This window comes from Frankia sp. R82, from assembly GCF_023716925.1.
In the GTDB taxonomy this organism is placed as follows: domain Bacteria; phylum Actinomycetota; class Actinomycetes; order Frankiales; family Frankiaceae; genus Frankia.
Window position 1 is genome coordinate 1 of record NZ_JAMQQG010000013.1, and the last position, 14,859, is coordinate 14,859.

Consider the following 14,859-nt stretch of genomic DNA (forward strand, 5'->3'; position numbering starts at 1 on the left):
GCGACCACCTATATTTAAACTTGCCTTGCTTGGTCGGAAGGTTATGTTTTTTATAAGAGACTGGGGTGAGGGTGACCACCGACCCCCCCGCCGCGACGGGCACCGGATCGGTGGCCGACCCGCCACGGCGCACGGTCGTCCGCCGCGTCGCGCCGGCACCCCCACCACCGCGGCCCCGGCCGCACCCGGCGCCTGACGTCCGGCCATCGCCTGACCTCTGACGCCTGACCGCACCACTTCGGCGCCGCCGCCTGGACACTCGTCCGGGCGGCGGTGCCTGGCCGTTTCCGGCCGTTCGCACCATGCTGCACAGGAGCTTTCCGACCTGCGTGAACAATGCCCCGGCGGGGTGACGGTTCGGATCTGTGGTGTGACCAGAACCACCTCCCGTCCTGGGGTGGGCCGCCCCCTGGATACCGTTTTGGGGACAGGTGCCGACACCACTGGAAGGAGCGTGCGCGTGGAGCAGCAGCAGATCTCCCCGCTGACCGCGGGTCTGCCCGGGTCGACCCCGCAGGAGCCCGTCATCGACGGAGCTGTGGCGGTGGAGGCCAACAGCATCCGGACCGCCTTCGAGTCCCTTGCGAACCCGAAGCGGCTGCGGTTGGGAGCGTCCCGCTCCCTGTGATCCTGACGGGGGCGCAGATCCTGGCGGGATCAGCGCCGTATCCCGATCGGATCGCGGTTGGGTGAAGGTCGGCCGCCACCCACGCGGCCGACCGCACGACCCGCTTCGCACGCGCGTGCACGCTGGGCGTCCTACCGTCAGAGGATGACCAGGACCACGCCCGTGCCACTGGCCGACACCGGCCTGCTCGCCGCCCACGCGCCGCTGCGACCGGACGCCGCCGGACCGGCCGAGGACGGATACCAGGCCTATCGGGCGCAGCTCGGCGGACCGGTGTATGTCGTTGACTTCGGCGGCCCGGCGGCGGGCCCCGTGCTGGTGTGCGTGCACGGGCTCGGCGGTTCGTACCACAACTGGCTACGGCTGGCGCCGCTGCTGACCCCCACCTACCGGGTGCTGGCGCTCGATCTCGCCGGGCATGGGCGCACCCCGGCCGTCGGGCGGCGCGCCGACGTCGCGGGCAACCAGCGTCTGCTTGACCGGTTCCTCACCGAGGTGCTCACCGGGCCGGCCGTCCTGGTCGGCAACTCGATGGGTGGCATGATCAGTCTGCACCAGGCGGGGCTCTCGCCGGACACGGTCGCCGGGCTCGTCCTGATCGATCCGGCCCTGCCGCTGCCCCGCGGGGCCTGTCCCGCGCCGACGACGCTCGCACTGTTCGCCACCCTGTTCGTCCCATGGCTGGGCACCAGCGCCCTGGCCCGCCGCCGGGCCCGGCTGACCCCGCTCGCTCTCGTCGAGGAGAGCCTGGTGCGGCTGTGCGGCGATCCGACCCGGATCCCGGCGGACACCCGCGCGATGATGGAACGTGCCCAGCAGGAACGCGGGCTGACCGCGGGGGCCGACGCGGCGTTCGTCACCGCGGCCCGCTCGGTGGTCACCGCGATGGCCCGCCGGACCCCGTTGACCGGCTATCTGCGCACCACGACCACACCGACGCTGCTGCTGCACGGCACCGCCGACCGGCTGGTCCCGGTCGCGGTGGCCCGTGCGGCGGCGGTGCGGCGACCCGACTGGCGGGTGGAGATCCTCGACGGCATCGGGCACGTCCCCATGCTCGAGGATCCGGACCGTACCGCCGCCGCGATCCTCGACTGGCTCGAGCACGAGGGACGCCCGGCCGCGCCGGCCGCACAGAGCCAGGCGGTGGAGCGCTGAACCCGTCCGCCGAGCCGGGGTCGGCGCTGCGGGCGGCGCTGCGCGGCGCCGCCGGGCATGCCGACGCCTGGCTCGCCACCCTGGCCAGCCGTCCGGTGCGCCCCGCGGACACCGCCGCGGACGTGCTCGCCCGCCTGGACGAACCGCTCCCGGAGGCACCCCACGACCCGGTGGCGGTCATCGACGCCCTGGTCGAGGCGGTCGGCGACGGCCTGACCGCCACCGGGTCGCCACGGTTCTTCGGCTATGTCGTCGGTGGCACCCTGCCGGCCGCGCTCGCCGCCGACCTGCTGGCCGTCGTCTGGGACCAGAACGCCGCCCTCGCCTCGCTCTCGCCCGCGGCCAGCGCCGTCGAGCAGGTCGCCGGACGGTGGGTGACGCAGGCCCTCGGGCTGCCCGCCACGGCCTCCGTCGGGTTCACCACCGGGACGCAGATGGCCCACGTGACGGCGCTGGCCGCCGCCCGCCACCGGGTGCTCGCCAACGTCGGCTGGGACGTCGGCGCCGACGGTCTCGCCGGGGCCCCACCGGTGCGGGTGCTCGCCGGCGCCGACCGGCACACCACCGTGGACGCCGCGCTGCGCCTGCTCGGCTTCGGCAGCCGCGGGATCATCACCGTCGCTGGCGACGGCCGGGGCCGGATGCGGCCGGACGCCCTGCGGGCCGCCCTGACCGCCACCGCCACCACCGCGGGTGACCGCCGGGTTCCGACGATCGTCATCGCCCAGGTCGGGGAGATCAACACCGGCGCCGCCGATCCGCTCGAGCAGATCTGCGCGCTCGCTCGTGCGCACGGCGCCTGGGTCCACGTCGACGGGGCGTTCGGGTTGTGGGCGGCGGTGTCCGGCACGGCACGCCGGCGCGCGCTGGTCGCGGGCGCCGGGGACGCCGACTCGTGGGCGACCGACGGCCACAAGTGGCTCAACGTGCCCTACGACTGCGGAATCGCGATCGTCGCCGACCGGGCGGCACATCGCCGGGCGATGGTGGCACCGGCCGACTACTTCCCGTCCGACGGCGCCGGCGCCCTCGACCCGGTCGACTGGACCCCGGAGTTCAGCCGCCGGGCCCGGACTTTCGCCGTCTACGCGGCGTTGCGCTCGCTGGGCCGCACCGGCCTGCGCGAGCTGGTCGACCGCTGCTGCGACCTCGCCGAGCACGCCGCGGGTCGACTCGCCGTCCTACCCGGGGTGCGCGTGCTCAACGCGGTGGCGCCGTCCGCCGGTTCTGGCCTGGCCGTCCCGCTCAACCAGGTGCTGCTGCACGTCGAACCCCTGGCCGACGCCCGGGCGGCGCCAGACCTCGGCCCGGCGACGGCCGGCGGCGAGGCGCAGCGCGTGGCCGACCGACTGACCCGCGAGGTCACCGCGACGGTGACGGCCGGTGGGGAGGCCTACCTGACCGGCACCGTGTGGCGGGGCCGGGCGGCGATGCGCCTGTCGGTGAGCAACTGGTCGACCACCCGGGCTGAGGTGGACCGGGCCGTGGACGTGATCGCCGCCGCGGTCGAGGCCGCCCGCCGCGTCCAGGTCCCGCCCCTCGACGTCCCGGCAACCGACGCCCCGGCAACCGGTGTCCCGGCAACCGGTGTCCCGGCAACCGGTGTCCCGACGATCACCCAGGCGGCCGGGGTGGCTGCACCGCGTGGCGTGCGCTCGCACGGTCGGTAGCTCGGTGTGGGACACGGCCCCCGGTGCGGTCCGGGGGTACCCGCGGCCGACTAGGCTGCCGGGACAAGTCCCGTAGATGCGGCCGATCCCCCGCGGCGCACCCGCCCGGTGCCCGCCCCTGGTGCCCGGTGCCGGGCCGGTCGGCCGCCCTGGCCGGCATGCCGCGCGCGGAAGGATCCGACGTTGTCCAACTCCTTCGTCCACCTGCACGTCCACACCGAGTACTCGATGCTGGACGGGGCGGCCCGGCTGAAGGACATGTTCTCCGAGGTGTCCCGCCAGCAGATGCCGGCGGTCGCGATCACCGACCACGGCTACATGTACGGCGCGTACGACTTCCACAAGCAGGCCACCGCCGCCGGGGTCAAACCGATCATCGGCTGTGAGGCGTACGTCGCCCCGCAGTCGCGCCTGCTCAAGCAGCGGGTGCGCTGGGGCGAGCCGCACCAGAAGAGCGACGACGTCTCCGGTGGTGGTTCCTACACCCACATGACGATGTGGGCACGCAACGCCGTCGGCCTGAAGAACCTGTTCCGGCTGAACTCGCGGGCCTCGATCGAGGGCCACTACATCAAGTGGCCGCGAATGGACCAGGAGATCATCGCCGAGCACGCCGAGGGCCTGATGGCCACCACCGGCTGCCCGTCCGGGATCGTGCAGACCCGGCTGCGCCTGGGCCATTTCGACGCCGCGCTGGAGGCCGCCGCCACCTACCAGGAGATCTTCGGCCGGGAGAACTTCTTCTGCGAGATCATGGACCACGGGCTCGACATCGAGCGCCGGGTCCGTGACGGTCTGGTCGACATCGCCCGCACGCTGAACATGCGCTTCGTGGTCACCAACGACTCGCACTACACCTACGAGTCCGAGCGCGACGCCCACTCCGCCCTGCTGTGCGTGCAGACCGCCTCCACGGTGGCGAACCCGTCGTTCCAGTTCGAGGGCTCGGGCTACTACCTCAAGAGCGCCGAGCAGATGTACGCGATCGACTCCTCCGATATCTGGCAGGAGGGCTGCGAGACCACCCTGCTGATCGCCGAGCGGGTCGACCCGACCGGCATGTTCACCAAGCGCAACCTGATGCCGCGTTTCCCGGTGCCGAGCGGCGAGACCGAGGAGAGCTGGTTTCGCAAGGAGACCTGGGCCGGGATGGACCGCCGATTCCCGTCCGGGTTCGACGACGAACACCGCGAGCGGGTCGAGTACGAGATCCGGATCATCCTGCAGATGGGGTTCCCGGCCTACTTCCTGGTCGTCGCGGACTTCATCATGTGGGCGAAGAGCCAGGGCATTCCGGTCGGCCCGGGGCGAGGCAGCGCCGCCGGGTCGATGGTCGCCTACGCGCTGGGCATCACCGACCTCGACCCGATCCCCCACTCGCTGCTGTTCGAGCGCTTCCTCAACCCCGAGCGCGTGTCCATGCCCGACATCGACATCGACTTCGACGAACGTCGGCGCGGTGATGTGATCCGCTACGTCACCGAGCGCTGGGGTGAGGATCGCATCGCCCAGATCGTCACCTACGGCACGATCAAGGCCAAGGCCGCGATCAAGGACTCGTCCCGGGTGCTCGGCTATCCGTACGCCCTCGGCGACCGGATCACCAAGGCGATGCCGCCGGCTGTCATGGGCAAGGATATTCCCCTCGGTGGCATCTTCGACGAGAAGCACGCCCGCTACAGCGAGGCCGGTGAGATCCGCGGGCTGTACGAGTCCGACGCGGACGTGCGCAAGGTGATCGACACCGCGAAGGGCCTCGAGGGGCTGATCCGCCAGGCCGGGGTGCACGCCGCCGGCGTGATCATGTCCGCCGAGCCGATCATCGACCACATCCCGGTGTGGCGCCGCGATGCCGACGGCGCGATCATCACGCAGTTCGACTACCCGACCTGCGAGACGCTCGGCCTGCTCAAGATGGACTTCCTGGGCCTGCGCAACCTCACCGTCATGGACGACGCGGTGCGCAACGTCGAGGCCAACCGGAACCTGACGATCGACCTGCTGGGCCTGACCCTGGACGACCCGGCCGCCTACGAGCTGCTCGCCCGCGGCGACACCCTCGGGGTGTTCCAGCTCGACGGCGGGCCGATGCGCTCCTTGCTGCGGATGATGCGCCCCGACAACTTCGAGGACATCTCCGCCGTGCTCGCCCTCTACCGGCCCGGGCCGATGGGTGCGAACTCGCACATCAACTACGCGCTACGCAAGAACGGCCAGCAGGAGATCACCCCGATCCACCCGGAGCTGTCCGAGCCGCTCGCCGACATCCTCGACACGACCTATGGTCTGATCGTCTACCAGGAGCAGGTCATGGCGATCGCGCAGCGGGTCGCCGGCTATTCGCTCGGCGGCGCGGACCTGCTGCGCCGGGCGATGGGCAAGAAGAAGAAGGAGATCCTCGACAAGGAGTTCGTCCCCTTCTCCGGCGGCATGAAGAAAAGCGGCTACTCGGATGCGGCGATCAAGACGCTGTGGGACATCCTCGTGCCGTTCTCCGACTACGCCTTCAACAAGGCGCACACCGCCGGCTACGGGCTGGTGTCCTACTGGACGGCCTATCTCAAGGCGAACTTCCCGGCCGAGTACATGGCGGCGCTGCTCACCTCGGTGCGCGACGACAAGGACAAGTCCGCCATCTACCTCAACGAGTGCCGGCGCATGGGCATCAAGGTGCTCGCCCCCGACGTCAACAGCTCCAACGCCGACTACACCGCGCACGGATCGAACGAGATCCGGGTCGGGCTCGCCGCCGTCCGCAACGTCGGCGCGAACGTCGTCGAGTCGATCGTGCGCACCCGCAACGCCAAGGGTCGTTTCACGTCCTTCCCCGACTTCCTCGACAAGGTCGACGCGGTCGTCTGCAACAAGCGCACCATCGAGTCGCTGATCAAGGCCGGCGCCTACGACGCGCTCGGCCACACCCGCCGGGGCCTGGCCGAACGCCACGAGCAGGCCGTCGACGCGGTGATGGGGGTGAAGAAGAAGAACGCCGAGGGCCAGTTCGACCTGTTCGCCCTCGATGACGCGGACGATCCCGCCGCGGCTCCCCTGTTCGGCGTGCAGGAGTTCTCCGACCAGGAGTGGGACAAGGCCGTGAAGCTCGCCCACGAGCGCGACATGCTCGGCCTGTACGTGTCGGACCATCCCCTGCGCGACGTCGAACACGTCCTCGCCGCGAAGGCCGACTGCGGCATCGCCTCCCTGACCGGCGGCGAGTATGCCGACGGCACCACCGTCACCATCGCCGGCATCATCTCCAGCCTGCAGCGCAAGGTGACCAAGCAGGGCAAGCTGTGGGCGCTGACCACCATCGAGGACCTCGAGGGCGGTCTCGAGGTGATGTTCTTCCCGCAGACCTACGAGACCTGCGCGACCCAGCTCGCCGAGGACGCCGTCGTCATCGTCCGGGGCCGCCTGGACAAACGGGAGGACGCACCCCGCCTGATCGCCTCCGAGCTCACCGTGCCGGACCTGTCCGAGCAGGCCCTCAGCCCGCCGGTGGTGATCACCATGGCGGCCTCCCGGGTGAACCCGCCGACCGTCGAGCGCCTGCGCGAGGTCCTCGGCACCCACCCCGGCACGACCGAGGTGCACCTGCGCCTGCAGACCCCCGCCCGGGTCACCCTCCTACGCCTCGACGACGCCTACAAGGTCCAGCGAACCCCCGCTCTCATGGGCGACCTCAAAGCCCTCCTCGGCGCCTCCGCCGTCGCCTGACCCCGCCACACCGCCGTCTTATTCCCATAGGTGGGGCCACTGTGATGCGACACCTGCCACCGTGTGCCCGCGGCCGATGAGGGGGACGATTCTCCCAGATGACCAGGAACGACGGTGTCCCGGGAGACTCTGACCAGCGGATCACGGACCAGCGGATCACGCACCGGCGGATCACGCGCCGTGCCGCCGAGCCGACCCCGGCGGTGTCGCGTCCGGCTGGACGGAACACGGGAGCTGGAGGGTGCGTGTGACGACCGACCGCGAACCGGCAGGTGCCCCACTTACCAGCCGGGGACGACAGCCAGACCGGAAGCCACGGTTGGACACGGAACCGCCGCCGGGGGGCACGGAACTGCCGGGGGGCACCGAACCGCCGGGGGACGTGGAACCGCCGCATGGCCAGGACTGGCCGCCGCAGGTCGCCGACGCGGCCCGGACGCTGCTCGAAGCACTGCTCGGCGCCAAGCCGGCGGTGCAGGTGCGCCTGTGGGACGGCTCGACGCTGGGCCCGGACACCTCGACCCGGATCGTGGTGCACTCCCCCGAGGCGCTGCGCCGGGTGTTGTTCCGTCCCGGCGAACTGGGGCTGGCCCGGGCGTTCGTCGCCGGTGAGCTGGACGTCGAGGGGGACATCTTCGCGGCGCTGGTCGTGCGCGAGGCCATCGACACCGCGGCAGCACGGCTGCGCGAGGACGTGACGACGACGGCGCCGGCCGCGCTCGCCCTGGTGCGCGCGCTCGGTGCCCGCCCGCCGGTGCTGCCGCCCGAGGAGGCCCGGCTGCGCGGGCGCCGGCACAGCACCCGCCGCGACGCGGCCGCGATCTCCCACCACTATGACGTGTCGAACGACTTCTACCGGCTCGTGCTCGGCCCGACGATGGTCTACTCCTGCGCGGTGTGGGAGACCCCCGACCACGAACTCGACACCGCCCTTGATGCCGCCCAGACCGCCAAGCTCGAGCTGATCTGCCGCAAGCTGGGCCTGCGCCCCGGCGAGCGGCTGCTTGACGTCGGCTGCGGCTGGGGCAGCCTGCTGCTGCACGCCGCCCGCCACCACGGGGTGCACGGGACGGGCGTGACGATCTCGGTGGAGCAGGCGGAGCTGGCCCGCCGCCGGATCGCCGAGGCCGGCCTGGCCGACTCCATCGAAATCCGACTGCAGGACTACCGGGAGATTTCCGACGGCCCGTTCGACGCGGTCAGCTCGATCGGCATGGTCGAGCACGTCGGCCGCGCCCTGCTGCCGACCTACTTCGCCAGCCTGTACGGTCTGCTACGCCCGGGTGGGCGGCTGCTCAACCACGGCATCTCGGTCCCCGGTGATCCGGCGGGCGCCCACCGGCGCCGGCCCCACCTCGGCCCGGTTCCGCTGCCGGCGACCCCCGACTTCCTGCGCCGCTACGTCTTCCCGGACGGCGAGCTGCACGAGATCGGTCTGATGACGACGCTCGCCCAGGCCGCCGGGTTCGAGGTGCGCCATGTCGAGAACCTGCGCGAGCACTACGGCCTGACCCTGCGCGCCTGGGTGCGCCGGCTGGAGGAACACTGGGACGCCGCCTGCGCCCTGGTCGGCCCCGGTCGGGCCCGGGTGTGGCGGCTGTACATGGCCGGCTCGGCGTTGAGCTTCGAGTCCGGACAGTCCCAGATCCACCAGACCCTCGCCGTGCGCCCCGACCACGGCCGGTCCGGCCTACCCCTGCGCCCCCGCTACGACCCCCCCGCCCCCGCCGCGCCCACGCCCGCGCCGCCGGCATCCACATCGCCACCGGCATCCACATCGACACCGACACCGCCGGCAGCACCAGCGACCGACAGAACGTAACGTCACGTTTTGGAGCGACCACCCACCACATCGGGCTCCACGCTCGGTGACGAATGGACGTCCCGACACCTGACCGCCAGGCGGCCGCAGGCCCGGTGAACAAGGATGATCATCGCCGATGGGTCCTTCTGCCGGGACGAAAAGGACAAAATTGCGCGATCAACCCTGTAGAAGAACCCCCTTGATCGACATGCCCGAGCGCGTAGGCGGGCATAGCGACTAAAGCAGTCAGGTAACGGCGAGTAACCGCACTGACGCCACAGTCGGGCGGGCAGGTCCGAAGCCCGCACAGTCCGGGGGCGCACGGCGATACGAGAACCCGCGCAGCACGGGAACGCGGAACGGGGCGGGGTGAGAAAGCGGGGTGCTCGGGCGGATCAGTGCAGGGTGGGGAAGGTGCGGTCGGCCTTTTCGCCGGTCTCCAGGAGGTTGGCGGCGCGGCCGACGATGAGCGGGTCGGGGGTGCCGACAATGTCGGCGTCCTTGCCGGTGTAGTCCAGACGGTGCAGGACATGACGCATGACCTCGAGGCGGGCGCGCTTCTTGTCGTTGCTCTTCACGACCGTCCAGGGTGCTTCGGACGTGTCGGTGTAGAAGAACATCGCCTCTTTGGCGTCGGTGTAGTCGTCCCAGCGGTCGAGGGAGGCGAGGTCCATCGGACTGAGTTTCCACTGCCGGACCGGGTCGATCTGGCGGACGATGAACCGGGTCTGCTGTTCCCTACGGGACACCGAGAACCACAGTTTGATGACGGTAATGCCACTGCGGGTCCACATCCGTTCGAGTTCCGGGGCCTGCCGCAGGAACTCGCGGTACTCCCCGGGCGAACAGAATCCCATCACGCGTTCCACCCCGGCCCGGTTGTACCAGGAGCGGTCGAACAGGACGATCTCGCCGGCGGCCGGCAGGTGCTGGACGTAACGCTGGAAATACCAGGAGTCGTGCTCTCGTGGGGAGGGCTTCTCCAGGGCGACGATCCGGGCGCCGCGGGGGTTGAGATGCTCGGTGAACCGCTTGATCGTCCCACCCTTGCCGGCGGCGTCGCGACCCTCGAAGACGAGCAGCAGGCGCTGTCCGGTCTCCTTGACCCAGTACTGCAGCTTGAGCAGCTCGATCTGCAGCAGTCGCTTGGCCTGCTCGTAGTCGGCGCGCGCCAGCCGCTCCTCGTACGGGTAGTTCTCCCGCCAGGTGTCGACCGGCGTACCGTCCGGACGCAGCAGGGTCGCCTCGTCGTCGTCCTCGTCGCGCACACGCAGGCCGGCGAGTCGCTCCGCCTGGGCACCGATCTGCTCGGCCAGGCCCGCGGCGCCGAGCCAGCCGCGGAGCCCGTTGCCCCCGACGCCGTGCGTCAGGGGGGCGACCTGGTCGTCGGCACCCTTGGGGATCACCCGTTCGACCTCGGCCACACTGGCCTCCCTCTCGTGCGTTGGCACGTCCGTGCAAGCCGTCCGGCCCACCGTACGGACCTGGTCAGACCGTCAGTTGACGGGCCGGCAAACGCCGGGTGACGCGACGGTGGGCCACAGCCAGGGACGCCCTCGACCACCACGGACGCCGCCACCACGACTCGCGCCGACACCCCACCACCTGTCGGGAACCCGACAGGGCGCTCCAGCCGCAGGGGGTTGAGCGTGCGGCTGCGACGGGTTACTGCGATCATCCATCGGGATAACCCGCACGGGTTCGCGGCACACACCAGAAAGTCACGAGATGTGCCAATTTTATTCACGGATTGTGATTGATGCCCGCGTGGCTGCGGGCATCAGTGGCGCTACGACACAATTCTCCGGGTCCGACCGTCGCATCGCCGCCCGCCGCCGGGCGCCCACAGGAGAGGAACAGGTGTGCTGACCCCCCTGACGTCGGACGATCCACAGCGGATCGGCCCCTTCCGGCTGGCGAACCGCATCGGAGCCGGCGGGATGGGCGTGGTCTACCTCGGGTTCGGCGCGGACGGCAGCCCGGTCGCGGTGAAGGTTCCGTCCGGGGGGCTTGCCAACGACCCGGAGTTCCGGGCGCGTTTTCGCCAGGAGGTCGCGGCCGCCCGGCGGGTCCGCGGCAGCACCGTCGCGACCGTGCTCGACGCCGATCTCAGCGGCGAACGTCCGTGGATGGCGACCGAGTACGTCGAGGGACGCAGTCTCGCCGATGCGGTGGCGACCCGCGGGCCGCTCGACGCTCACCTGGTGCAGGGACTCGCGATCGGTCTCGCCGACGCGCTGGTGGCCATCCATGCGGCCGGTGTCGTGCACCGCGATCTCAAGCCCGCGAACATCCTGCTGGCCTGGGACGGCCCGAAGGTCATCGACTTCGGCATCGCCCGGGCGTCGGACAGCACCAGCCACACCCGCACCGGCATGCTCATCGGCACGCTGGTCTGGATGGCCCCCGAGCAGCTGCGTGGCGAACGGGCGGACGCCGCGGCCGACATCTTCGCCTGGGGTGCGTGCGTGGCGTTCGCGGCGGCCGGGCGACCGCCGTTTCGCGGTGAGCGGGCCGAGGCCGTCGGCATGCAGATCCTCACGGCCGAGCCGGATCTGGGCGGTCTGCCCGCCGGCCTGGTCGGACCCGTGCGGGACGCGTTGGCAAAGGAGCCCGCGGCCCGCCCGAGCGCCGCGGACCTGCTGGCCCGGTTGCTGGGTCGGAACCTGCGCTCCGCCGCCGCCTCGGACGAGGCGAGCGAAACCGCGCTGGCCCAGATCTGGTCGCTACCGCCGACTCCGCCGCAGGGTCCGTCCTCGGCCACCTTCACCTCCCGGGACGGCCGCCCGCCCAGCGTCCCTCGTCCCGGCACCACCCGCTATGACCAGGGCGGCCAGGCAGGCCAGGGCCCAGCTGTATACGGCGCCGCCAGCCGCGGTCCGGACGGCTACGGTTCGGACGGCTACCGCTCGGACGGCTACCGCTCGGACGGCTACGGTTCGGACGGCTACCGCTCGGACGGCTACGGTCCGGACGGCTACGGTTCGGACGGTCGCAGCACTGCCGGCTACGGCGGGCAGGGCGGTGGGCGGGCGGACGGCGGCGGACGGTCCGGGGGTTCGTCCGACCGGCGTGGTGCGATCATCGTCGGGGTGCTGGCGGCGGTGCTGCTGCTCGGCGGCGGGATCGCGGCGGCGGTGGCCCTGAGCGGCGACCACAACAACAGCGGCGAACCGTCCGGCGCCGGGTCGAGCAGTATCACCGCGACGGCGGGCACCGGCCCGGTATCGACCGCGCCAGGCGCACCGGCCACCGCCCCGAGCGCGACGACCCCCGCAACCGTCCCCGTCTCCACCACCCCGAGCCAGACGCCGACCACAACCCCGTCGCCGTCACCCACCGTGCTGTCCGAGGCCTCGGTCACGTCGATCATCCGCAGCAAGGGCTTCGAGCCGGACCTGAGCACCTATCAGGAGGACCGTCCACTCAACGTGGTGATCGGCACCGGCAGTGCCGTCGGGGGCAACCCGCAGCAGCTCGCCTTCGTCTTCGCCGACGGCCAGTACCGCGGCACCGACACCTCGGCGCCGAGCGCCCACATCGCCCTCGCCCGACAGCCCACCAATCACCGGGTCACCTTGCGTTATGACACGTTCAATCCGCAGGATCAGCCCGGCGCGCCCTCCGGGCATGCCGACGTGCGCTTCCAGTGGACCGGCACGGCCTTCACCGCGCTCGACACGATCCCGCCGAACGACCCGAATGCCACCGGCAGCCGCCGCTAGCCCTCCGCGGTTGAACGATGGTCCCGAGTGATCACGAGGCGGCCGATGGCCATGGATGGTCGCAGGCCGGCCCTGGGTGGGCGGCGACGCACCCACCTCGAGCGGCTGGCCCCAACCTGTCGGACGCACGCGCTAACGTCTGGAGGCAGCATGGACGGCACTGCCGGATCATGCCGTCACGGCGGTCGGGCCGTCCTACAGAACGTGATCAGTACGTGATCGGAGGAGCGACCATTTCGGCGCAGGTCGGGCGGTCCGCATCGGGCGGCCGGCTACCACGGCAGCGCGGCGCGGGATGGGTCCGTCCCGGTGGCGGGTCGGCTCCGTGCTGACGCCACTGGTCGACGGCGACCCGCGGCGGGTCGGTCCGTTCACCATCCACAACCGCATCGGCGCCGGCGGCATGGGAACGGTCTATCTGGGGTTCAACGCCGAGGGTCGGGCGGCGGCGGTGAAGGTTCCCGACGCCCGGTTCGCCGGCGACCCGGAGTTCCGGGAGCGGTTTCGCCGTGAGGTTGCGGCAGCCCGGCGGGTCCACGGGCGGGCGGTCGCCGCCGTGCTCGACGCCGATCCGGATGCCTCCTCCCCCTGGCTTGCCACCGAGTACGTCGAGGGCACCAGCCTCGCCGACGCGGTGCTGCGCCACGGCCGGATGGAGGAACGCCTGCTGCACGGGTTCAGTGTGGGGCTCGCCGACGCACTGATCGCCATCCACGCCGTCGGTGTCGTGCATCGCGACCTCAAACCGTCGAACATCCTGCTGGCCTGGGACGGCCCGAAGGTCATCGACTTCGGCATCGCCCGGGCCGCCGGCACCCCCAGCCACACCCGCACCGGGATTCTGATCGGCACCCTGGCGTGGATGGCCCCCGAGCAGCTGCGCGGGGAGCGGGCCGGCCCGGCCGCCGACATCTTCGCCTGGGGTGCCTGCGTGACCTACGCGGCGACCGGGCATCCGCCGTTCGCCTCGGAGGAGGCGGATGTCCTCAACCGGATGCGTGACCAGCGACCGCCCGACATCGCCGGGGTACCGGAGGCGCTGGTCGAGCTGGTCCGGGCCGCGCTGACGCGCCACCCGCAGGACCGCCCGAGCGCGGCCGACCTGGTCCGTGGCCTGGTCGCCGATCCGCAGGTGCGTACGCCCGCGGACGCCGACCGCGCCGCGGCGCTGGCACTCACCCCGTGGCAGGCCCGACCGCCCCTGAGCTCGCCCGACGACCGCCCCCCGGCGCTCGACCCCGACCGGCCCGACCAGCCGACCCACCCCCTGGCACTGCGGCCCACCCCGCCGCCGGACGACGACCACTCGGCCGGCACGGTGCCGGTGCCACGGCGGCCTGGCCAGACCGATCCGCGCCTGAGCGCCGCCACCCAGCTGGCCATCGGTGCTCCGCGCCAGGTCGTCGACGGAAGCGACCGCGGGGCCGGTGGCAGCCAGGGCCCTGGCGGGGTTGGCGGGCACGGCGGCGGGAGCGAGCGTGGGCTCGACATCGGCCCGGGTGGCATCGCGGCCGGCGGGCACGGGGTTGGCGGGCACGGGGACGGTGCTGGTCGGCGGTCGGGCGGGTCCGCTGGAGTGCCCGGCGGCGGTGGGCGTCTCGAGGTGATGTTCGGCTGGCTGCCGGCGCCCTGGCGTCGGGCCGCGCCGTTGGCCAGCGTCGCGCTGCTGATCGTGCTGCTGGCCGGTGTCGTCGTCGCGTTTGCCGCCAGTGGCGGTGGCGATCCACAGGTGGAGCCGACACCACCGCCGGCCCAGGGCGGTCTGGCGCCGGGCCCGGGGGGTGGCCTCACCCCGGACGGCGCCGATCCTCGCCGTGGCGATGGTCCGCATCGGGGCCCGTCGGTGCCGGCAGGCGGTCGCCCGTCCGCACCGGTCGGCACGACGGCGTCCTCGGGTGCCGGCCCGTCGGCGACCGCTGGGGTCACGACGACGCCCAGCCCGTCGGTCCCTTCGAGTCCGTCTCCATCCGTCACGACCGGGCCGACGTCCGGCGCGTCCCCCACCACCAGGCCGACGCCGTCCACGGAGCCCACGGTCGGTGCCTCTCCGTCGAGCTGCCCCACCGGTAACCCGAACGGCGCGGCCGGCAGTACCCCGCCGGCCTGCTGACGTCCACGCCGCCAGGCCCGGATGGCGGCACCGCCGGCAGACCCTGG

General features: G+C 72.0%; 8 protein-coding genes and 1 pseudogene. 8 read left to right on the forward strand and 1 reads right to left on the reverse strand.

Annotated features, from left to right (window positions below):
• The 6 genes and pseudogenes from ND747_RS04215 to ND747_RS04240 all read left to right on the forward strand — a co-directional run.
• Nucleotides 1-196, forward strand: a pseudogene (locus ND747_RS04215) (hypothetical protein); the annotation flags it as partial.
• A 264-nt stretch (nucleotides 197-460) separates the two neighbouring features.
• Entirely contained in the window at nucleotides 461-628 is a 168-nt protein-coding gene (locus ND747_RS04220; RefSeq protein ID WP_251731941.1) for a hypothetical protein, read from the forward strand.
• A 144-nt stretch (nucleotides 629-772) separates the two neighbouring features.
• On the forward strand, nucleotides 773-1,786 hold the full coding sequence (locus tag ND747_RS04225; protein WP_251731942.1) for an alpha/beta fold hydrolase: 1,014 nt from the start codon (nucleotides 773-775) through the stop codon (nucleotides 1,784-1,786).
• Nucleotides 1,783-3,456 (forward strand): aspartate aminotransferase family protein, encoded by a 1,674-nt coding sequence (locus tag ND747_RS04230; protein ID WP_374216138.1) that lies wholly within the window; start codon nucleotides 1,783-1,785, stop codon nucleotides 3,454-3,456. Before ND747_RS04225 ends, ND747_RS04230 begins: the two co-directional genes overlap by 4 nt.
• A 183-nt stretch (nucleotides 3,457-3,639) precedes the next feature.
• Nucleotides 3,640-7,173 (forward strand): DNA polymerase III subunit alpha, encoded by a 3,534-nt coding sequence (gene dnaE / locus ND747_RS04235; protein ID WP_251731944.1) that lies wholly within the window; start codon nucleotides 3,640-3,642, stop codon nucleotides 7,171-7,173.
• 382 nt (nucleotides 7,174-7,555) lie between these two features.
• Complete coding sequence (locus tag ND747_RS04240; RefSeq protein ID WP_374216139.1) at nucleotides 7,556-8,995, forward strand: class I SAM-dependent methyltransferase; 1,440 nt, start codon at nucleotides 7,556-7,558, stop codon at nucleotides 8,993-8,995.
• 377 nt (nucleotides 8,996-9,372) lie between these two features.
• Here ND747_RS04240 and ppk2 read toward each other — a convergent pair whose 3' ends face one another.
• Nucleotides 9,373-10,293: a polyphosphate kinase 2 gene (gene ppk2 / locus ND747_RS04245; RefSeq protein WP_285899972.1), complete on the reverse strand. Its 921-nt coding sequence runs from the start codon at nucleotides 10,291-10,293 to the stop codon at nucleotides 9,373-9,375.
• 546 nt (nucleotides 10,294-10,839) lie between these two features.
• Between ppk2 and ND747_RS04250 the strand changes: the two genes are divergently transcribed.
• Both ND747_RS04250 and ND747_RS04255 read left to right on the forward strand, forming a co-directional pair.
• A complete protein-coding gene (locus ND747_RS04250; protein ID WP_251731947.1) occupies nucleotides 10,840-12,702 on the forward strand; it encodes a protein kinase in 1,863 nt (620 codons plus the stop codon).
• A 325-nt stretch (nucleotides 12,703-13,027) separates the two neighbouring features.
• Nucleotides 13,028-14,812 (forward strand): serine/threonine-protein kinase, encoded by a 1,785-nt coding sequence (locus ND747_RS04255; RefSeq protein WP_251731948.1) that lies wholly within the window; start codon nucleotides 13,028-13,030, stop codon nucleotides 14,810-14,812.
• The last annotated feature ends 47 nt before the right edge of the window (nucleotides 14,813-14,859 follow it).